This window comes from Pseudomonas eucalypticola, from assembly GCF_013374995.1.
Lineage (GTDB): Bacteria > Pseudomonadota > Gammaproteobacteria > Pseudomonadales > Pseudomonadaceae > Aquipseudomonas > Aquipseudomonas eucalypticola.
In genome coordinates this window covers 917106-937118 of record NZ_CP056030.1, presented here as the reverse complement: position 1 = coordinate 937118, position 20013 = coordinate 917106, and the positions used below count along the sequence as shown (strand labels likewise).

The 20013-nt window shown below is 63.4% G+C and carries 16 protein-coding genes and 1 pseudogene; 10 read left to right on the top strand and 7 right to left on the bottom strand.

Translation table 11 applies throughout. The features are described from left to right. The first annotated feature begins 211 nt into the window (after positions 1–211). Entirely contained in the window at positions 212–1030 is an 819-nt protein-coding gene (locus HWQ56_RS04245) for an NAD-dependent epimerase/dehydratase family protein (RefSeq protein WP_158158705.1), read from the top strand. A 79-nt stretch (positions 1031–1109) separates the two neighbouring features. Here the strand turns inward: HWQ56_RS04245 and HWQ56_RS04240 are convergent, their stop codons facing one another. From HWQ56_RS04240 to glnT, 5 genes are all read right to left on the bottom strand, one after another. After that, complete coding sequence (locus HWQ56_RS04240; protein WP_176569869.1) at positions 1110–2426, bottom strand: ammonium transporter; 1317 nt, start codon at positions 2424–2426, stop codon at positions 1110–1112. A gap of 223 nt (positions 2427–2649) precedes the next feature. Next, on the bottom strand, positions 2650–3972 hold the full coding sequence (locus HWQ56_RS04235) for an FMN-binding glutamate synthase family protein (protein ID WP_176569868.1): 1323 nt from the start codon (positions 3970–3972) through the stop codon (positions 2650–2652). Positions 3973–3983: 11 nt separating this feature from the next. Continuing rightward, a complete protein-coding gene (locus HWQ56_RS04230; RefSeq protein WP_158154071.1) occupies positions 3984–4667 on the bottom strand; it encodes a GltB/FmdC/FwdC-like GXGXG domain-containing protein in 684 nt (227 codons plus the stop codon). A gap of 11 nt (positions 4668–4678) precedes the next feature. Then, positions 4679–5584: a class II glutamine amidotransferase gene (locus HWQ56_RS04225; protein WP_176569867.1), complete on the bottom strand. Its 906-nt coding sequence runs from the start codon at positions 5582–5584 to the stop codon at positions 4679–4681. A 59-nt stretch (positions 5585–5643) separates the two neighbouring features. Then, positions 5644–6978 carry a type III glutamate--ammonia ligase gene (gene glnT, locus HWQ56_RS04220; RefSeq protein ID WP_176569866.1) on the bottom strand — a complete coding sequence of 445 codons (1335 nt, stop codon included), beginning with the start codon at positions 6976–6978 and terminating at the stop codon, positions 5644–5646. A gap of 257 nt (positions 6979–7235) precedes the next feature. Between glnT and HWQ56_RS04215 the strand changes: the two genes are divergently transcribed. The 9 genes and pseudogenes from HWQ56_RS04215 to HWQ56_RS29375 all read left to right on the top strand — a co-directional run bounded on the left by HWQ56_RS04215 (position 7236) and on the right by HWQ56_RS29375 (position 16972). Continuing rightward, positions 7236–7841, top strand: coding sequence for a helix-turn-helix domain-containing protein (locus tag HWQ56_RS04215; protein WP_158154074.1), 606 nt, complete (start codon positions 7236–7238; stop codon positions 7839–7841). 289 nt (positions 7842–8130) lie between these two features. Next, on the top strand, positions 8131–8997 hold the full coding sequence (gene purU, locus HWQ56_RS04210) for a formyltetrahydrofolate deformylase (protein ID WP_176569865.1): 867 nt from the start codon (positions 8131–8133) through the stop codon (positions 8995–8997). Beyond that, positions 8994–9887, top strand: a complete 894-nt coding sequence (gene folD / locus HWQ56_RS04205) for a bifunctional methylenetetrahydrofolate dehydrogenase/methenyltetrahydrofolate cyclohydrolase FolD (RefSeq protein ID WP_176569864.1) — start codon at positions 8994–8996, stop codon at positions 9885–9887. Before purU ends, folD begins: the two co-directional genes overlap by 4 nt. Continuing rightward, positions 9869–11110 carry an FAD-dependent oxidoreductase gene (locus tag HWQ56_RS04200; protein WP_176569863.1) on the top strand — a complete coding sequence of 414 codons (1242 nt, stop codon included), beginning with the start codon at positions 9869–9871 and terminating at the stop codon, positions 11108–11110. The genes folD and HWQ56_RS04200 overlap by 19 nt, the downstream gene beginning before the upstream one ends. A gap of 10 nt (positions 11111–11120) precedes the next feature. Next, entirely contained in the window at positions 11121–11417 is a 297-nt protein-coding gene (locus HWQ56_RS04195; protein ID WP_158154078.1) for a sarcosine oxidase subunit delta, read from the top strand. Continuing rightward, positions 11414–14308, top strand: a complete 2895-nt coding sequence (locus tag HWQ56_RS04190; RefSeq protein WP_176569862.1) for a 2Fe-2S iron-sulfur cluster-binding protein — start codon at positions 11414–11416, stop codon at positions 14306–14308. Before HWQ56_RS04195 ends, HWQ56_RS04190 begins: the two co-directional genes overlap by 4 nt. A gap of 3 nt (positions 14309–14311) precedes the next feature. After that, positions 14312–14872, top strand: a complete 561-nt coding sequence (locus HWQ56_RS04185; RefSeq protein ID WP_176569861.1) for a sarcosine oxidase subunit gamma — start codon at positions 14312–14314, stop codon at positions 14870–14872. A 195-nt stretch (positions 14873–15067) separates the two neighbouring features. Further along, positions 15068–16069: pseudogene (locus tag HWQ56_RS29380) on the top strand (methyl-accepting chemotaxis protein); the annotation flags it as partial. A gap of 39 nt (positions 16070–16108) precedes the next feature. Beyond that, a complete protein-coding gene (locus HWQ56_RS29375; RefSeq protein ID WP_425331952.1) occupies positions 16109–16972 on the top strand; it encodes a methyl-accepting chemotaxis protein in 864 nt (287 codons plus the stop codon). 55 nt (positions 16973–17027) lie between these two features. Here HWQ56_RS29375 and HWQ56_RS04175 read toward each other — a convergent pair whose 3' ends face one another. Together HWQ56_RS04175 and HWQ56_RS04170 are read right to left on the bottom strand one after the other, a co-directional pair. Beyond that, a complete protein-coding gene (locus HWQ56_RS04175) occupies positions 17028–18455 on the bottom strand; it encodes a hypothetical protein (protein WP_176569860.1) in 1428 nt (475 codons plus the stop codon). Between the two features lie 41 nt (positions 18456–18496). After that, positions 18497–19948 carry a hypothetical protein gene (locus HWQ56_RS04170; RefSeq protein WP_176569859.1) on the bottom strand — a complete coding sequence of 484 codons (1452 nt, stop codon included), beginning with the start codon at positions 19946–19948 and terminating at the stop codon, positions 18497–18499. Positions 19949–20013: the final 65 nt, after the last annotated feature.

Here is a 20013-nt window from a genome sequence, read left to right as displayed (position 1 = left end):
TAGGTGAGCGTTACCCACGGAAGGAGTCGCGCTTTGAAACAATTAGTCATACGTTGTCGTATAACCACCTTATAACGATACTGGCGTTTAGGTGTCAATGGCCGTTTGGTGCTTTGTTGATTGACAGCAGGCCGCCATGATCTTGATAATTTGTTTCAAGTTGTACGATGACATCGCGCGAACAATAATCCAAAAAACGAGGCCCGTGCCCATGACTTCCCCCGCCAAACCCTTCAATCGCCTGCTGCTGACCGGTGCCGCCGGCGGCCTGGGCAAGGAATTGCGTCAGCGCCTGAAACCCTTCTGCAACACCTTGCGCCTGTCTGACATCGCCAACATCACCCCGGCGGACGACAATCAGGAAGAAATCCAGTTGTGCGACCTTTCCGACAAACAGGCGGTGCACCACCTGGTGGATGGCGTGGACGCCATCGTGCATTTCGGTGGGGTATCGGTAGAGCGCCCGTTCGAGGAAATCCTCGGCGCCAACATCTGCGGGGTGTTCCACATCTATGAAGCGGCGCGCCGCCACGGCGTGAAGCGGGTGATCTTCGCCAGCTCCAACCACGTGATCGGCTTCCACAAACAGACCGAAGTACTCGACGCCCTCAGCCCGCGCCGCCCCGATAGCTACTACGGCCTGAGCAAGTGCTACGGCGAAGACACCGCCAGCTTCTACTTCGACCGCTACGGCATCGAAACCCTGACTATCCGCATCGGCTCCTCCTTCGCCGAGCCACAAAACCGCCGCATGCTCAGCACCTGGTTGAGCTTCGACGACCTCACCCAATTGATTGCCCGCGGCCTCTACACCGATGCCATCGGCCACACCGTGGTGTACGGCGCGTCGAACAACACGCCGAACTGGTGGGACAACCGCTACGCCGCGCACCTGGGCTATCAGCCGCAGGACAGCGCCGAGCAGTTCCGCGAGAAGGTCGAGGCACAACCCATGCCGCCTGCCGATGACCCGACCATGGTTTACCAAGGCGGCGCTTTTGTGGCGGCGGGGCCGTTTGGGGATAACTGATAGCGAGCTTCGCCCGGTCTATAAGATGCCCACTTGTGGGACCGGGCGAAGCTCGGGAAGCAGTCACTGCGATTGTCGATCAGTGATTGTAAGCACTCTCGTTATGCTCACCCAGATCCAGCCCCAACTCCTCCGTCGCTTCATCCGCCCGCAAGCCGATCACCACCTTGATCACCTTCAGGATGATCCAGCTCACCGCAAAGCAATACACGAAGGTGAACGCCACGCCCTTGAATTGCGCCAGCAGTTGCCCGGCGATGGTGACGTTCGGCACATACCCGCCCAACGACGGCACGCAGAACACCCCCGTCAGTAGCGCCCCGACGATACCGCCGATGCCATGCAGGCCAAACACGTCCAGGCTGTCGTCATAACCGAAGCGGCGCTTGAGGCTGGTGGCCCCCAGGTAGCAGATCACCCCGCACAGCAGGCCGATGGCCAACGCGCCACCCGTGCCGACGTAGGCGCACGCAGGCGTGATACCGACCAGGCCCGCCAAGGCGCCACTGGCCAAACCCAGTGCGCTGGGGCGGCCGGCCTTGAACCATTCGGTGAACATCCAACCGATGATGCCGGAGCAGGCGCCCAGTTGGGTGTTGACCATGACGATGCCCGACAGGCCGCTGAGGCCGCCGCCCGACCCGATATTGAAACCGAACCAGCCCACCCACAGCATGGCCGCGCCGACCATGGTCAGGCTCAGGTTATGGGCGGGCATGGGCGTGTGCGGGTAGCCCTTGCGCTTGCCCAGCAGGATGCATGCCGCCAGTGCGGCAACCCCGGCATTGATGTGCACGGCGGTGCCACCGGCGTAGTCCAGGGTGCCCCAGTTGTGCATCAAGGCCCCGGCCCCGCCCCACACCATGTGGGCGATAGGCGCATAGACCAGGGTGAACCACACGGCCATGAAGATCAGCGCCGCGGAGAATTTCATGCGCTCGGCGAACGCGCCCGCGATCAGCGCCGGGGTGATGATGGCGAAGGTCATCTGGAAGGTCACGAACACCCCTTCCGGGATATCGCCGACGAGGCTGTCGGCGTTCATGCCTGCCAGAAATACGCGGCTCAGGCCGCCGACGAAGCTGTTGAAGGTGACCTGGCCATCGACCATGTTGGTGGTGTCGACCACCATGCTGTAGCCGTAGATCACCCACAAAACGCCCACCACCCCGGCGATGCCGAAGCATTGGGTGAACAGCGAGAGCATGTTCTTGGCCCGCACCAGGCCGCCGTAGAACAGGGCCAGGCCGGGCAGGCACATGAACAGCACCAGCACGGCGGCCGTGATCATCCACGCGGTGCTGCCCAGGTTCAGCGTGGGCGTGTCGGCGGCGTTGGCCAAGGGAGATAACAGGGTCAATGCAAGGAGGGAAATGCCGGGGAGACGGTTGACCATTTTCAAAGCTCCTGCGAGGAATGGAAGGTTGTCTGGCAGCAAGCGAAATGGGGTGAAGCGCTGGGCCATGCATGGCCTCTTGGAATGGAACCGACAACCGTCGGATGACGCAAAACCTGTGGGAACGGGCGAAGCTCGGGAACGGCGCACCGCGTAGTATCAGATACTGCGCGGTGCCTGCTTCCCGAGCTTCGCCCGGTCCCACAGGGTTGGTTCAGTGCCTTTAATAGCCTGAACCAGGAACCCAGCTGGTGCCCGCCAGCGGCACACGGGCCATGGCCGCCGCTTCAACGGTTAACGCCACCAGGTCCTCGGGGTCCAGGTTGTGCAGGTGCGACTTGCCACAGGCGCGGGCCATGGTCTGGGCTTCCAGCACCAGCACACGCAAGTAGTTGGCCAACCGCCGGCCGCCTTCCACCGGGTCCAGGCGCTTGGACAGCTCCGGGTCCTGGGTGGTGATGCCCGCCGGGTCGCGGCCGTTCTGCCAGTCATCATAGAAACCGGCAGCCGAGCCGATCTTCTTCAGTTCCTCGTCCAGACGCGGGTGGTTGTCACCCAACGCGATCAACGCGGCGGTACCGATTGCCACCGCATCAGCCCCCAGCGCCATGGCCTTGGCCACGTCGGCGCCGTTGCGAATGCCACCGGAGACGATCAACTGCACCTTGCGGTGCATGCCCATCTCCTGCAAAGCCTGTACCGCCTGTGGGATGGCCGGCAGAATGGGGATGCCCACGTGCTCGATGAACACTTCCTGGGTGGCCGCGGTGCCGCCCTGCATACCGTCGAGGACAATCACGTCAGCACCGGCCTTTACGGCCAGTTTCACATCGTAGTAAGGGCGGCTGGCGCCGATCTTCACGTAGATAGGCTTTTCCCAGTCAGTGATCTCGCGGATCTCGGCGATCTTGATGGCGAGGTCATCCGGCCCGGTCCAGTCCGGGTGACGGCAGGCCGAGCGCTGGTCGACGCCGATGGGCAGGGTGCGCATGCCCGCCACCCGTTCGGTGACTTTCATGCCCAGCAACATGCCACCGCCCCCTGGTTTCGCCCCTTGCCCGAGCACGATCTCGATGGCGTCGGCCTTGCGCAGGTCGTCCGGGTTCATTCCATAGCGCGAAGGCAGGTACTGATACACCAGGTGCTGGGACTGGCCGCGCTCTTCCGGGGTCATGCCGCCGTCGCCGGTGGTGGTGCTGGTACCGGCGATGGTGGCGCCACGGCCCAGGGCTTCCTTGGCGTTGGCCGACAGTGCGCCGAAGCTCATGCCGGCGATGGTCACCGGGATCTTCAGGTGGATGGGTTTCTTGGCGAAACGGTTGCCCAGGATCACGTCGGTGCCACATTTCTCCCGGTAGCCTTCCAGCGGGTAACGCGACACGCTGGCGCCCAGCAGCAACAGGTCATCGAAGTGCGGGACCTTGCGCTTGGTGCCACCGCCGCGAATGTCATAGATGCCGGTCTCGGCAGCACGCTGGATTTCCTGGATGGTCAGGCGGTCGAAGGTGGCGGACTCGCGCAGCACCGGAGGGTTCTTCTCGCTCATATCAATGCTCCTCAGTACGCGGACGCGTTATCGACTTTGAAGTTGTACAACTGACGGGCTGAGCCGTAGCGCTTGAAATCGCTGGCCTGGTGGGCAAACCCCGCGCGGTTGAGCAGTTCCTGCAGCTCTTCCAGGTGCTCGGCGCGCATCTCTTTCTCGATGCAGTCCGAGCCCAGGGACTCGACCTTGCCCTTCACGTAGATGTGGGTTTCGTACAGCGAGTCGCCCAGGGCATCCCCGGCATCGCCGCACACCACCAGGCGCCCGGCCTGGCCCATGAAGCAGCTCATGTGGCCGATGCTGCCACCGACGACAATGTCGATGCCCTTCATGGAGATGCCGCAACGCGCGCCGGCATCGCCTTCGATCACCAGCAGGCCGCCATGGGCCGTGGCACCGGCCGCCTGGGACGCGCTGCCCTTGACCCGCACATAGCCGCTCATCATGTTCTCGGCGCAGCCGACACCGACGTTGCCATGCACGGTGATCGAGGCCTTCTGGTTCATGCCCGCGCAGTAATAGCCGGCATGGCCCTGGATATCGATGGACACCGCTTCGTTCACCCCCACGGCGAGGTTGTGCTTTCCGTTGGAATGGGTGACGACCCACTCGCGGTCTTCAACGTTGTTGACCTGGTCATGCAGCGCCTGGTTGAGGTCGCGCACGCTGGCAATGGAAAGATCGATGGTTTTCATGTGCGTGCTCCTTAGGCCGACTCGCGTTCCCAGACGTAAAGGGTGGCCGGCGCCGGCTCCCAGATTTTCGCGTTTTCGATGCCCGGCAGGCTCGACAGCGCCTGATACTCCGAGGCCATGGCCACGTAGTCATCGGTCTCGGCGAGGATGGCCGGTTTGCACGCGATCGGGTCGCGGATCACCGCGAAACCGTTGCGGGTGCCGATGGCGAAGGTGTAGAAGCCGTCGAGGTTTTCCAGCGAGTTATCCAGCGCTTCTTTCAGCGAGTCGCCTTGCTGCAGGCGCCAGGTGAGGTAACCGGCCGCCACTTCGGTGTCGTTGTCGGTCTCGAACGTGATGCCTTCGCGCTTGAGTTCCTGGCGCAGGCGGAAGTGGTTGGACAGCGAGCCGTTGTGCACCAGGCACAAGTCGGCACCGGTGGAAAACGGGTGACTGCCTTCCATGGTCACCGCGCTTTCGGTGGCCATGCGGGTATGGCCGATGATGTGGCTGCCCTTCATGCCGGCCAGGCCGAAACGTTGGGAAATTTCCCGTGGCAGGCCCATGCCCTTGAGGATTTCGATGCTCTGCCCGGCACTCATGATGCGCAGTTCAGGCGCCAGCTCGGCCAGGGCGGCGCGGACGCTGGCCTCGTCGGTGTTGACCTTGAGCACGGCGGCGGTAGCGTTCTGGAACCAGTCCAGCGAGCAACCCAACTGCCCTTCAAGGGCGCTCATCAGCGCGTGAAAATCGAAACCGTCGGTGGTGCTCTGCAAGGTCAGCTTGACCCAGCCATCGGCCACTTCGTCGCCGTAGATGGCAAAGCCGGCGCTGTCCGGGCCGCGGTCGGTCATGGCCTCCAGCATGGGTTCAAACAGCTTGCCCAGCTGGGCTTCGAGTTGCGGGTTCTTCAGGTACAGCCCCACGATTCCACACATAACAGGTCTCCTTCACTGTGCGGCACAGGCGCCGCCAGCGCTTTATTGAAGGGAAAGAATCAAAAGAATTCGGTGTAGCGCTGGATCTCCCAGTCGGAGACGTGGCGGCTGTATTCCACCCACTCCATGCGCTTGAGCTTGATGAACTCGCCGACGATTTCCTGGCCCAGCACCTCGCTGAACAACGGGTCGGCTTCCAGCGCGTCGCAGGCTTCCTTCAGCGACTGCGGCAAGGTCTTGATGCCGCGCGCGGCGATTTCTTCCAGGCTCAGCTTGTAGAGGTTTTCGTTGCACACCTGGTCGGGCATCAACTGGCGGTCGATGCCGTCCAGGCCAGCGGCAATGATGGCGGCGGTGACCAGGTACGGGTTGCACCCGGCATCCGGCAGGCGAAATTCCAGGCGGCCGTAAGGCACGCGGACCATGGCCGAACGGTTGTTGGAACCGAAGGCAATGAAGGCCGGCGCCCAGGTTGCGCCGGACAACGAGTTGCCCACCACCAGGCGCTTGTAGGAGTTGACCGTGGGCGCAGCAAAGGCACACAGCGCCGGGCCGTGGGCCAGCAGGCCTGCGGCGAAGTGGTAGGCCAGCTTCGACAGGCCCATGCCGCTGGGATCACTGGCGTCGTGGAAGAGGTTCTTGTTGTCGGCGCTGGCGATGGACAGGTGAAAGTGCATGCCATTGCCGGCGCGCTTGGGGTCCGGCTTGGGCATGAACGAGCAGATCATGCCCAGGTCGTTGGCGATCTCGCCGGCGGCCATGCGGAAGAAGGTGAAGCGGTCGGCCGAGGTCATGGCGTCGCTGTAGGTGTAGTTGATCTCGAACTGGCCGTTGGCGTCCTCATGGTCGATCTGGTAGATCTCGAAATCGACTTTCTGCAACGCTTCGGTCAAGCGCTCCAGGAACTCGCGCGAGCGGGACAGGCCCTTATAGTCGTAGCAAGGCTTGTCGAGGTTGTCGCTGGCGTCCACCAGTTGCAACTTGCCGCTGGCGTCGCGGCGCATCAGGTTGAATTCCGGCTCCAGGCCGGTGTTCAGGGTCCAGCCTTTGTCAGCCAGGCGCTGCACTTGCTGTTGCAGTACATAGCGGCTGTCATAGGGGTGAGGCTTGCCTTCCACGTGGCCGATGCACACCACCCGGCCGTAGCCTGGCTGCCATGGCACCGGGGTCAGGGTGGACAGGTCGCCACGGGCCATGAAGTCCGGGCCGTGGGGTTCCATGCCCATGCCGCAGATGGCGAAGCCGGCGAAACCCGCGCCTTCCTCGGCCACGGTCTTGAGGCCACACACCGGTACCGACTTGGTCTTGGCGGCACCGTGGATATCGACGAACTGCGCCAGCACGTACTTGATCCCGTGCTGCTCGATAATGCGCTGGGTTTCTTCTGGCAACATGTGCACTTCACTCCTCGCAACTGGCTGGCTGATCGTTTATTCCGCTAAAGAAACTTACTTTCCCAATGGGAATGCAAGTGGCTTGCCAGTTTTCCAGGGCGAGGAGCAAGCCGGTAAAAAGAAGCTTTTTGCGCTGTCTATATGGGAATATAGTTTTCCCGTGGGGAATACCAGCAAACGCCGAACGGCGGCGCTCCCCTTTTTGCACATTCCTGGTGCGAAACTATTATTAACGAACAGAAACCGTGCAGGCCTTTATGAATATGCCTATCGAGCCCCAACCCCGCCTCAAGCTCGAGCAATACCTGGGGATGCAGATCAAGCGCCAGCGCCAGGCGCAGGAACTCAAACTGGCGGATGTAGCGCGTATCGCCGGCATCAGCCAGGGCATGCTGAGCAAGATCGAGAACGCCCAGGTGTCCACCAGCCTCGACACCCTCAGCCGCCTGTGCGATGTGCTGGGCATGCCCATGTCCAAGCTCTTCAGCCAATACGACCAGCAAGGCAGCAGCGCGCTGCTGGTCAAGGCCGATGAAGGCCTGGAGGTGGTACGCCGGGGCACCGAGAAGGGCCACACCTACCACTTGCTTAACCATACTCGCGGGCCGAAGAAGAGCTTCGAGGCGTACATGGTCAGCATGGACGACGCCAGCGAGGAGTTCCCGACCTTCTCGCACCCGGGTACCGAGTTTCTGCACCTGTTGGAAGGCGAACTGATTTACCGGCACGGCAACCAGCTGTACCGCATGGAGGCGGGTGACAGCCTGACCTTCGATGGCGAGATACCCCATGGCCCCGAGCAATTGGTGCAGGTGCCGATCAAGCTGTTGTCGATCATGAATTACGGCACCGACACCCCCTAGCCGGCACACCGCCGCCCCCCTCTGTGGGACCGGGCGAAGCTCGGGAAAAGAACACCGCTGATCTACAGCCAGACCGTGGGGTTTTCTTTCCGAGCTTCGCCCGATCCACAAGCGCCGAAAAAGCAAAAAATTCCTGTCAGTTAAAAAAGTTTCCAGAACCTCTGGACGCCCTCCTCGCTTTCCCCTATAAATCCCATCCAAGAATATTTTATTCCCCGCAGGCAATTTCCTGCGGAATGCTTCTTTTCGCCCTGCGATGCGCTGCCGCCACCTTCTCCGAGGACAAGCCATGCAACACGAAAAACACCAATTCATTCTCAAGATCAGCTGCCCAGCCACGTCGGGCATCGTGGCCGCCGTGACGTCGTACCTGGCGGGCAACGCGTGCTACATCGGCGAGATGGCGCAGTTCGACGACGAACTGAGCGGGCGGTTTTTCATGCGGGCGGTGTTCCGCTTCAACGATGGCCATGCAGGGGATATCGCCCAGCTCAAGGCCGGCTTTGTCGACGTGGCGGGCAAGTTCGACATGGACTGGGAGCTGCACGACAACAGCCAGCCCATGCGCGTGCTTCTGATGGTGAGCAAGTTCGACCACTGCCTCACCGACCTGCTGTACCGCTACCACAAAGGCGAGATGGACATGACCATCACCGCCATCGTCTCGAACCACCTGGAACTGCGGCCCATGGCCGAACGCGAGGGCATTCGCTTCATCTACCTGCCCGTGACCAAAGACACCAAGGCCCAGCAGGAAGCCGAGCTGATGAAGGTAGTGGACGACACCCGCACCGACCTGGTGGTGCTGGCGCGGTACATGCAGATTCTGTCCGACGACCTGTGCCGGCAACTGTCGGGGCGGGCCATCAACATCCACCACTCGTTCCTGCCCGGCTTCAAGGGCGCCAAGCCCTACCACCAGGCCTACCAGCGCGGCGTGAAACTGATTGGCGCCACGGCCCACTACGTCACCAGCGACCTGGACGAAGGCCCGATCATCGAGCAGGAAGTTCAGCGCGTGGACCACGCCTACCTGCCCGACGACCTGGTGGCCATCGGCCGCGACACTGAAACCGTGGCCCTGTCCAAGGCGGTGAAATACCACCTGCAGCACCGGGTGTTCCTCAACCAGGACCGCACGGTGATCTTCCGGTGAACAGCCTCAAAGTGATCGACGGCAAGGCCGCCGCAGCCCGCGTGTTATTGCAGGTCAAGCACGATATCGCCGCACTGGGCATCCAGCCGGGATTGGCGGTGATCCTGGTGGGCGATGATCCCGCCAGCCAGGTGTATGTGCGCAACAAGGTGCTGCGCGCCGAAGAGACCGGCATCCGCTCGCTGGAATACCGCCTGCCGGCCGACACCGGCCAGGCCTCGTTGCTGGCGCTGATCGCACGCTTGAATGCCGATGCCCAGGTCAATGGCATCCTGCTGCAATTGCCGCTGCCGGCCCATATAGATGAAAACCGCGTGCTGCAGGCCATCGCCCCCGGCAAGGACGTGGACGGTTTCCACAGTGAAAACGTCGGCGGCCTGAGCCAGGGCCGCGAGGTGCTGACCCCGTGCACGCCCAGCGGCTGCATGCAGTTGCTGCACGACACCCTCGGCGACCTGAGCGGCAGGCATGCCGTGGTCATCGGCCGTTCCAACATCGTCGGCAAGCCCATGGCCGCCCTGCTCTTGCAGGCCCATTGCTCGGTCACCGTGCTGCATTCGCGCAGCCAGAACGCCGCGCAACTGTGCCGCCAGGCCGACATCGTCATCGCCGCCGTGGGCCGCCCGCGCATGATCGACGCCAGTTGGCTGAAGCCCGGGTGCGTGGTCATCGACGTGGGCATCAACCGCATCGAAGACCAGGGCCGCAGCCGCCTGGTGGGCGACGTCGACTTCGACAGCGCCCTGCCCGTGGCCAGCGCCATCACCCCGGTACCCGGGGGCGTAGGGCCCATGACCATCGCCTTTCTGATGAAAAACACCTTGACCGCTGCGCTGCAGCAGGCCACCCCACGCAGTCTGCCGGAGGCCCCATGCCCTTCAACCTGCTGAAATACGGGCTCAGCTCGGAGTACCCGGTCGAGGTCGACCTGCCTGCGCCCAAGGAACTCAAGCCCTCCTATGACGTGGTCATCATCGGCGGTGGCGGCCATGGCCTGGCCACGGCCTATTACCTGGCCAAGTACCATGGCATCACCAACATTGCCGTGCTGGAAAAGGCCTACCTGGGTGGCGGCAACACCGCGCGCAACACGGCCGTGATCCGCTCCAACTACCTGACCAGCGAAGGCGTGAAGTTCTATGCCGAGTCGGTACGGCTGTTCGAAGGCCTGTCCAACGAGTTCGATTTCAACATCATGTATTCGCACCGGGGCCAGTTGACCCTGGCGCACACCGACGCCACCGTGCGCTCGTTCCGCCAGCGCGCCGAGGTGAACAAGCACTTTGGCGGGCGCACCGAAATGATCGACCGCCAGCAGATCCGCGAACTGGTGCCCAGCCTCAACCTGGACCCCGGCCACCTGCCAGTGCTGGCCGGGCTGTGGCACATGGACGGTGCCACCGCCCGCCACGACGCCGTGGCCTGGGGCTATGCCAAGCAGGCCGCCAAGCGCGGGGTGGAGATCCACCAGCTCACCGAAGTGCAGGAACTGGTGATCGAGAACGGCGCCATCACCGCCGTGAAAACCAACCGCGGCACCATCCGGTGCGGCTGCGCGGTGCAGGCTATCGCCGGGCACAGTTCGCTGATGATGGCCAAGGCCGGCATCCGCTCCCCCATCCAGACCTTCCCGTTGCAGGCCATGGTAACCCAGCCGTTCAAGCCGTTCCTCGACCCGCTGGTGAGTTCTTCGGCGCTGCACTGCTACGTGCAGCAAACCAGCCGTGGCGAGGTGGTGTTCGGCGGCGGCTCCGACCCTTACCCGCTGTTCAATACCCGCTCTACCCTGGACCTGAAGGAAAGCCTGCTGGCCCATGCCATCGAGATGTTCCCGTTCCTGGCCAACGCCAAGCTGATGCGGCAATGGGCGGGCATCACCGACATGACCCCGGACTACAGCCCGATCATGGGCCTGTCACCGGTGAAGAACTATTACCTGGACGCGGGTTGGGGCACCTGGGGTTTCAAGGCCACGCCCATCTGCGGCAAGACCATGGCCGAACTGGTGGCCAGCGGCGGCAAGGTGCCGGAGCTGATCAAGCCCTTCGGCCTGGCCCGCTTCAGCACCTTCAAGCAAGTCAACGAAATGGGCGCCACCGCGGCCAGCCACTGAGGACCGGACGATGAAAATCATGATTTGCCCGCTCAACGGGCCGCGCAACATCAGCGAATTCACCTACGGCGGCGAGTTCAAGGCCATGCCCGACCCCGTCACCTGCACTGACGCGCAATGGGCCGACTACGTGTTCAACTGCGACAACATCGCCGGCGTGGTGCGCGAATGGTGGATGCACACGCCGTCCAGCTACTGGTTCCTGGCAGAGCGCCACACGGTCACTGACGAGATCATCCGGACCTTCGACCCGCAGGAAGTCTTCACCACCCGCGTGGAATTCGCCGCCAAGGAGATCGCAGGATGAGCCGCCTCCCCGCCCCCATGGGCCTGCTGATCGACCGCGACCAGCCGCTGACCTTCAGTTTCGACGACAAGCCCTACCAGGGGTTCGCCGGCGACAGCATCGCCAGCGCGCTGCTGGCCAACGGGCGCTTCCTGCTGTCGCGCTCGTTCAAATACCACCGCCCGCGCGGCCCGCTGAGCATGGCCGGCCAGGACGCCAACAGCCTGGTACAACTGCCGAGTGAGCCCAATGTACTGGCCGACATGCAGCCGCTGGTACAGGGCCTGGCCGCCACCGGGCAGAACTTCAACGGCACTCTGGATAACGACAAGGACGCCTGGCTGGGCAAGTTCTCCAAGTTCATGCCGGTGGGCTTCTACTACCGCTCGTTCTACAAGCCCAAGGGCATGTGGAAGGTGTGGGAGCCGATCATTCGCAAAAAGGCCGGGCTAGGCGTGCTGGACCTCAAGTTCCAGCCCGAGTATTACGACAAGGCCTACCTGTTCACCGACCTGGCCGTGATCGGTGCCGGGCCCGCCGGCCTGCAAGCTGCCCTCAGTGCGGCCAATGCCGGGGCCAAGGTGCTGCTGATCGAGCAAAGCCCGATCCTCGGTGGCTCGCTGACCTATGCGCGCTTCGACATCGAGGGCGTACGCGGCGAAAGCCTGCGCCGCGAACTGGTCACCGCCGTGGAGAACCACGCCAACATCCAGGTGCTCAAACAGGCCACCTGCAACGCCTGGTTCACCGACAACTACCTGCCGGTGATTCAGGGCAAGCGCCTGTATAAAGTTCGCGCCAGCCACTGCCTGATCGCCAGCGGCTCGTTCGACCAGCCGGTGGTTTTCCGCAACAACGACCTGCCCGGGGTGATGCTGACCAGCGCCGCCCAACGGCTGATGAAGCTGTATGCGGTAAAACCGGGCAACACCGCCGTGGTGCTGACCGGCAACGATGACGGCTACCTGGCCGCCCTGGACCTGCACGAGCAGGGCGTGAAAGTGGCCGCCGTGGTCGACCTGCGCAACGGCCCCGCCGACCGCGCCCTGCTGCGCGCACTGGAGCAGCGTGCCATCACCTTGCATGTCGACACCACGGTGTTCGAAGCCCTGCACGAAAGCGGCATGCGCCACGTGAACGGCGTAGAGCTGCGCAAGATCACCGGCCAGGGCCAGGTGGCCAGCAGCGCGCTGAAACTGGATTGCGACCTGCTATGCATGTCCGGCGGCTACATGCCCGTCTACCAACTGCTGTGCCAGGCCGGGGGCAAGCTGGCCTATGACGATCAACTGGCCGAATTCACCCTCAGCGGCCTGCCGAGGATTGTGCATGTGGCCGGCTCGGTGAACGGCTGCCACAGCCTGGACAACGTGCTCAGCGACGCCACCAACTGCGCCGCCGATATCGTCACCGCCCTGGGCCGGAACGCACAGGCGCGTGTCAACCTGGCGCCCGAAGCGCGGGTCAACTTCCCCTGGCCGATTTTCCCGCACCCCAAGGGCAAGGACTTCGTCGACTTCGATGAAGACCTGCAAGTGCAGGACATCATCAACGCCACCAAGATCGGCTACCGTGACGTGCAACTGGTGAAGCGCTACTCCACCGTCGGCATGGGGCCGTCCCAGGGCCGTCATTCGGCCCTGCCCACGGCGCGGCTGGTGGCGCAGGCCACCCAGCGCAACATCAGTGAAACGGGGGTCACCACCGCGCGGCCGCCGTTCGTGGCGGAGAAACTCGCCCATGTCGCCGGCCGTGCCTTCGACCCCTACCGCCAGACGCCCCTGCACCGCCGCCATTTGGAAGCCGGGGCGAAAATGATGCCTGCCGGTATCTGGCAGCGGCCGGCGTTTTACGGCAAGGCTTCGCAACGCGAGCAGTGCATGCAGGCCGAAGCGCTGCATGTGCGCAACAAGGTCGGCATCATCGATGTGTCGACCCTGGGCGGCCTGGACGTGCGCGGCCCGGACGCCGCCGAACTGCTCAACCGCATGTACACCTTCGCGTTCCTCAAGCAGCCTGTGGGCCGTTCGCGCTACGCACTGATGACCAACGAGCACGGCGTAGTAATCGATGATGGTGTGTGCGCACGCTTCGCTGAGAACCACTTCTACGTCACCGCCACCACCAGCGGTGTCGACCGCATCTACCAGCAGATGCTCAAGTGGAATGCGCAGTGGCGGCTGAACGTCGACATCGCCAACGTCACGGCAGCCATTTCGGCGGTGAACGTGGCGGGGCCGGATGCGCGCAAAGTCCTGGAAAAAGTGTGCACCGACCTGGACCTGTCGCCCGCCGGTTTCCCTTACCTGGCCGTGCGTCAGGGCACCGTGGCCGGGATCAAGGCGCGGCTGTTGCGGGTAGGCTTCGTCGGCGAGCTGGGCTATGAAATCCACGTGCCCGCCCGCCACGCGCTGGCACTGTGGGACGCGTTGATGGACGCCGGCAAGGCCTTCGACATTCGCCCCTTCGGCGTCGAAACCCAGCGCCTGCTGCGCCTGGAAAAAGGCCATGTGATCATCAGCCAGGACACCGATGGCATGACCCACCCTGCCGAGATCGACATGGGTTGGGCGGTCAGCCGCAACAAGCCGTTTTTCATCGGCCGCCGCTCGGTGGACATCCTGGAAGCCCAGCCCATGACCCGCAAGCTGGTGGGCTTCACCCTGCCCAAGGGCAGTGTGCAGCCGCTGGAAGGTCACCTGGTACTGAGCGGGCCGGACATCAGCGGCAACGTCACCTCATGCGAATACTCCGAAACCCTGGGGCAGGTCATCGGCCTCGCCTATGCGGGCTTTGACCAGAGCCAGCCTGGCCAACACATTCCCATCCGTGTGGAAGGCGGCATCATGGTCCAGGCCACCGTAGTGAAACTGCCCTTCTTCGACCCTGACAACCTGCGCCAGGAGCTGTAAGCCATGTCCAGTCTGAAAGCTGAAACGTACATCGGCCAACCGGCCCTGCAACGCTGCGTTCTTCTCGACCTCACCGACGTGCCGAGGGTCGGTTTTCGTGGTGCCCAGAGTGCCGACTATCTGCGCCAGCGTGGCTTCGTGCTACCCGATGCTCCCAACCGTGCGGTCACCCAAGCCGATGGCAGCCACATAGCGCGGCTCTCCTCCACCGAATACTTTCTGCTCGGCAGCCTGGCCGACGCGGGCCAGCGCATCGCCGACGAAGAAGCCCGCTGGGAGCTGGACCACAGCGCCAACTACCTGCTGCCGCGCCACGACAGCCATGCCTGGATACAGCTCAGTGGCCATCAGTTGCCGGCGCTGATGGCCAAGCTGTGCGGCGTCGACCTGCGGCCCGAGGCCTTCGGCCCCGGTGCGGTGGCGCAGACTTCGGCGGCGCGAATCAACGTGATCGTGATCAATCTCGGCGGCGATACCGTGCCCACCTTCCAGATCCTCTTCGACCGCGCCTCCCACGCGTATTTCCTCGGCGCCGTGAACGACGCTCTGCAAGAATTCGCCTGAACGCCCTGCCCCCCTGTTGAAGGGGGGCAGCGATTCGATTGTCCGCCCAACGGTCATGACTAAATTTTCATGTTTCCCCTCCCGCCGCCGATACTCCGTGCCTAAGAAGAAAAAATCTGCTGGCCGCCAACGATAAGAAAATGCACCCCAGCAACCAACGATCAAGTAGCGCACAAACGTTTCTGGAGGGAATGCATGAACAGTTGGTTTGCCAACATCAGCGTGAACAAAAAACTCGGCCTGGGCTTCGGCCTGGTGCTGGTCCTGACGACCCTGCTGGCCCTGACAGGCTGGAACAGCATGGGCGGGCTCATCGACCGCAGCAACTGGATGAGTGACATCACCCAGCTCAACTCTGCCCTGACCAAACTGCGCGTGGCGCGTTTGCAATACATGCTCGCCAACGGCGACGACACGGCCGCGCAACTGGTGCAAACCACCCTGGACGGCTTCGAAGCCCAACAGCAGAAAATCCTCGGCACGTTCAAGAGCCCGGAGAACATCAAGCTGCTCAAGGAGCAGAACGGTCAGCTGGAAGCCTACAAGGTTTCGCTGAACAAGATGCGTGCCGCCTACCGCACCAGCAACGCTGCGCGCCAAGGCCTGAACGACACCGCTGCCAGCGCCTTCGCGGCGCTGGACAAGATCAGCCAGGGCGTCCAGGCCGACCGCCGCCTGGATGAAGTACTGGCCGTGGACAAGGCCAAGGAATTGCTGCTGGTGGTGCGCTATGAAGTGCGCGGCTACCTGGCCGATGCCAGCGCCGCCAACGAGCAGGCTGCGTTTGCCCGCCTGGATGCCGCACAGGCCGGGCTGCCGGCGCTCCAGGCCGCGCTGGCCTCGCAACCGGAGAACCTGCGCCAGTACGAAACCTCGGTCGCCAGTTATCGCCAGGCGCTGACCAGCTTCAAGAGCGCCAATGCCGACATCGTCCAGGCGCGCAAGGAAATGACCGATCAGGGTAGTGAAATCGTGCGCCTGAGCGATGCCCTGTACCAGATCCAGCTCGACCGCCGCGACAGCGAAAGCGCCCAGGCCCGTACCGTGCAGACCATTGCCACCCTGCTGGCGCTGTTCTTCGGGATTGCCGCAGCCCTGATCATCACCCGCCAGATCACCCGGCCACTTCAGGACACCCTGATAGCGGTCAAGCGTATCGCCGACGGCGACCTGACCGAGACATTGCGGGTGACCCGCAAGGACGAGCTGGGCGTGCTGCAACAAGGCATCCAGAACATGGGCACCACCTTGCGCGAGCTGATCACCAGCATCCGCGACGGCGTGACCCAGATCGCCAGCGCGGCGGAAGAGCTGTCCGCCGTGACCGAGCAGACCAGCGCCGGGGTCAACAATCAGAAAGTGGAGACCGACCAGGTGGCCACGGCCATGCATGAAATGACCGCGACCGTGCAGGAAGTGGCGCGCAATGCCGAGCAGGCTTCCATGGCCGCCACCGACGCCGACGGCCAGGCCCGTGACGGTGACAAGGTGGTCAACCAGGCCATCGACCAGATCGAGCGCCTGGCCAGTGAGGTCAAGCGCTCCACCGAAGCCATGGGGGAGTTGCAGAAGGAAAGCGACAAGATCGGCAAGGTCATGGACGTGATCAAGGCCGTGGCCGAGCAGACCAACCTGCTGGCGTTGAACGCCGCCATCGAAGCGGCCCGCGCCGGCGAGGCTGGCCGGGGCTTTGCCGTGGTGGCCGACGAAGTGCGGGGCCTGGCCCAGCGCACGCAGAAGTCCACCGAGGAAATCGAAGGCCTGGTAGCCGGCCTGCAGACCGGTACCCAGCAAGTCGCCAACGTGATGCTCAGCAGCCGCGAGCTGACCGACAGCAGCGTGGCCCTGACCCGCCAGGCCGGTGTATCACTGGAAAACATCACCCGCACCGTGTCCAACATCCAGCTGATGAACCAGCAGATCGCCGCGGCGGCCGAGCAACAGAGCTCGGTGGCCGAAGAGATCAGCCGCAGCATCATCAACGTGCGCGATGTATCGGAACAGACCGCCGCGGCCAGCGAAGAAACCGCAGCGTCCAGCGTCGAGCTGGCACGCCTGGGTGGGCAGTTGCAGATGATGGTCAGCCACTTCCGCGTGTAGACAGCGGCGGCCTTTTCCCGCGCTTCGCCCGGCCGGGCGAAGCGCGGGAAGGGGGTTACTGGACCGTCTCGAGCGTGCGCTCATCGTAGTAGAGCGCATTCTTGTCGGTGCCCTGCTTGAAGAAATACCCGTAGTCCTCCAGGTACCACACCGTGTCCACGCGGTTGTACTTGTCCCCTTCGCCGCTGCAACGCAGTTTCTTCGCCTGCCCGCTGAGGCTGGCATTGATCTGCGCCGCCGGTGCCTCGCTGTCCACCTGGCACTTGACCACTTGCCGGCTTTCGCCCAGGTCACCCATCATCGAGTTCTTGCGCTTGCCCTGGGTGGTGTAGGTCAGCTCCTTGCCAACGGGCATCTGCTGCCAGTCACCGGTGAAGGTCAGGTTGGTGAGCATGGCTTCTTCGCTCATCGGCGTCTTGCCGAAGAATCGGGTTTTCTGCGCCAGCGAGATCAGCCCACGAAAACTCACTTCGCTGCCTTCATAGCTGTCGGCGCGCACGCGCACCCCCAGTTGGCCGCTGGCCTTGTCTACCTGAATGAAGCGTTCCTCGCGAATCGGCAGGTTGCTCTTGGCCGTATTGGCCATGCCGGTTTCCAGGGTTTGCTTGAGCTGCTTGGCCGGCGGCGTCAGGTTCAGGTGCTTGATGGCCGTGAGCGGTACCGCCCCTACTGCTGGCAAGGGCGCGTCAAGCGGCGCTTTGGTGCGCGGGGTGTAGGCAGCAAGGGCAGCCACGCCATCGGTGCCGCCACACACCGTGCGAAAGAGCGTCTGGTATTGCGCCACGCCGCTGCTGATGGGCTGGGGCTGTGGGTCCTTGAACAGCTTGCCGTCAGTTACCTGGTTGCGCTCATCCACGTCATAGCCCATCAACAGGCGATAGCTCTGTTTGGCGCAATCCACGGCATAGTGTTCGCGCTTTTGCGCGCTGGGCGCGCCGTATGGCCGGCCCAGGGTGATGGCAGGTTCGTCCAGCGCCGCCCAGAAGCGAATTTCGCTACCCTGGGGCGTGAGGCTGTTGCGGTCCAGCAACACCCAGAACACATCCGTGCCGCCCTTGACCACCTTCCAATCGGGCTTGGCCGTGGCCTGGCAGGCAGCCTTGAAGGCAGCATTGGTTTTCAGCGGCTCGGCCAGCTCCTCGGGCACACTGCGCGCCGGCATGTAGCGGCCATTGCTGCTGCCGAAGTACACGCGTTTCTCGCCTTGAACGTAGGCAAGGCTGGCGTCGAACGTGGTACACGACGCCGCCACCTGGGTCGCGAATGGATAAGGCTGCTGCGCGGTAACCGGTGGTACCACCAGGTAGCTGAGCGTGTCGCCTTCACGCATTATCGATTCGGGCACCGGCGGCAGGGCCAGGGTGTCGCTAAGCATTTTCTGCGCTTCGCTCGGCTCGTGGGCCTTGGGCGCTTCAGGTTGCGGCGCTTGCTGCGCGCACCCGGCCACGAGGGTGACGAGCAGCGCCAGGGGCAGACGTTGCATAGGTATTCTCTCCATGAAGCACCTGTGGGGGCCGCTACAGATCAATGCACCGTGCGCAGTTGGCGCTCGCTGTAGTAATGGTCGTTCTTGTCGGTACCCGACTGATAGAAGTAACCGTAGTCTTCCAAGTAGTAAAGGGTATCGACGCTCTGATGCTTGTCGCTGTCCACGGTGCAGCGCAACAGTTTGGCCTGGCCGCTCAAGCGCGGGTTGACCTTGCTGGCGCTGCCCTCGCCCTTGATGGCGCATTGCACCGTGGTGCGGGTGATGACGGCGCCGGCGTTGGCACTGACGGCGCTGGTGTCCAGGTTCAGGCCCAGGGTGCCGCCCACCGGCATCGCCCGCCAGTCGCCATGGAACTGCGCGTCGATCACTGCGCTGCTTTCAAACACGGTGTCCAGGCCATGGAACGTGGTCTTGCTGGCCAACGAGAACAGGCCACGAAAGGAAATCTCGCTACTGTCGAAGCTGTCGCTGCGCGAGCGCACGGCCAACTGCCCGCTGGCAGCGTCGCGTTGCAGGAAGGTTTCGACGTCCAGCGGCACGGGGCCGTTGGGGCCGTTGGCGGTACCCGTTTCGGCCAGGTAGTTCAGCGCCTTGTGCGCGGCCGGCATGTTCAGCGCTTTGATGGCGGCCAGCGGCAAGGCCATCACGCCAGGGTATGGACCGGCCAGGGGCGCCTTCAGGCGCGGGCTGAACACGGGTAGCTCCGCCAGCGCTTCGGGGCTGGCGCATACGGCCTTGTAGGTGGCGCGGTTATCCACATCGCCGGCAAGCGGTTCGGCCTGGGGCACGAAGTGGATGATGCCATCGGTCACGCGGTTGCGCTCGTCCAGGTCAAAACCGGACAGTACCTTGAGGGTCTGCTGCTTGCAGTCCACGGCCACGTACTCACGTTTCTGCGCCATGGGCGCGTAGTACGGCAGGTCGAAGGTGGTCACCGGCTCGTCCCAGGCGGTCCAGAAACGCAGGCTGTCGCCTTGGGGTTTGAGACTGTTGCGGTCGATCAGGGTCTGCTGACCGTTGGCGGCGGTGCGCACCACACGCCAGTCCGGCTTGGGCGTGTTGCGGCAGGCCTCGACGAAATCAGGGTTTTTCAGCAGCGCTTCGGCCACGTCCTTGCGCATCCGCACAGCGGGCATGTACAGGCCGTCCTGGCTTTTCACGTAGGAACGCTTGCCGCCATCGATGTACATCAACCTGGCCGATGGCTCGACGCAAGACGCCTGGATCTGCATGGCGATATCCTGGCGCAAGGTATCGTCCTTGGCGCGCAGCACCATGAAGCTCAGTTGGTCGCCGTCACGCATCACGCTGTTGCTCAGCGGCGTGCGCTTGACCATGTCGAACATCAGCTGGTTGCCTTTGTCCACGGGTGTGGGCACCTTCAGCGTCGGCTGGGCCTTGGCCACGGGGGCAGCAGGCGCTGGCGCGGGCTGGTGGGCGCAGGCAGCGATGGCTGCGAGGGCAACGGCAAGGGCGACGCGTTTCATGGGCATTCCTGGTTTGCCGGCTGACTGCCCGGCCCAATGGCTGAAAAAGGGCCATCTTACCGCTA

What these genes read in the sequence shown, in the direction of transcription:
- HWQ56_RS04200 (WP_176569863.1), top strand. Translation starts at nt 9,869, where the DNA reads ATGCCCTTCAACCTGCTGAAATACGGGCTCAGCTCGGAGTACCCGGTC.
- HWQ56_RS04170 (WP_176569859.1), bottom strand. Translation starts at nt 19,948, where the DNA reads ATGAAACGCGTCGCCCTTGCCGTTGCCCTCGCAGCCATCGCTGCCTGC.
- HWQ56_RS04185 (WP_176569861.1), top strand. Translation starts at nt 14,312, where the DNA reads ATGTCCAGTCTGAAAGCTGAAACGTACATCGGCCAACCGGCCCTGCAA.
- HWQ56_RS04230 (WP_158154071.1), bottom strand. Translation starts at nt 4,667, where the DNA reads ATGAAAACCATCGATCTTTCCATTGCCAGCGTGCGCGACCTCAACCAG.
- glnT (WP_176569866.1), bottom strand. Translation starts at nt 6,978, where the DNA reads ATGTTGCCAGAAGAAACCCAGCGCATTATCGAGCAGCACGGGATCAAG.
- HWQ56_RS04245 (WP_158158705.1), top strand. Translation starts at nt 212, where the DNA reads ATGACTTCCCCCGCCAAACCCTTCAATCGCCTGCTGCTGACCGGTGCC.
- HWQ56_RS29375 (WP_425331952.1), top strand. Translation starts at nt 16,109, where the DNA reads ATGGGCACCACCTTGCGCGAGCTGATCACCAGCATCCGCGACGGCGTG.
- HWQ56_RS04195 (WP_158154078.1), top strand. Translation starts at nt 11,121, where the DNA reads ATGAAAATCATGATTTGCCCGCTCAACGGGCCGCGCAACATCAGCGAA.
- HWQ56_RS04215 (WP_158154074.1), top strand. Translation starts at nt 7,236, where the DNA reads ATGAATATGCCTATCGAGCCCCAACCCCGCCTCAAGCTCGAGCAATAC.
- HWQ56_RS04235 (WP_176569868.1), bottom strand. Translation starts at nt 3,972, where the DNA reads ATGAGCGAGAAGAACCCTCCGGTGCTGCGCGAGTCCGCCACCTTCGAC.
- HWQ56_RS04240 (WP_176569869.1), bottom strand. Translation starts at nt 2,426, where the DNA reads ATGGTCAACCGTCTCCCCGGCATTTCCCTCCTTGCATTGACCCTGTTA.
- purU (WP_176569865.1), top strand. Translation starts at nt 8,131, where the DNA reads ATGCAACACGAAAAACACCAATTCATTCTCAAGATCAGCTGCCCAGCC.
- HWQ56_RS04190 (WP_176569862.1), top strand. Translation starts at nt 11,414, where the DNA reads ATGAGCCGCCTCCCCGCCCCCATGGGCCTGCTGATCGACCGCGACCAG.
- HWQ56_RS04225 (WP_176569867.1), bottom strand. Translation starts at nt 5,584, where the DNA reads ATGTGTGGAATCGTGGGGCTGTACCTGAAGAACCCGCAACTCGAAGCC.
- HWQ56_RS04175 (WP_176569860.1), bottom strand. Translation starts at nt 18,455, where the DNA reads ATGCAACGTCTGCCCCTGGCGCTGCTCGTCACCCTCGTGGCCGGGTGC.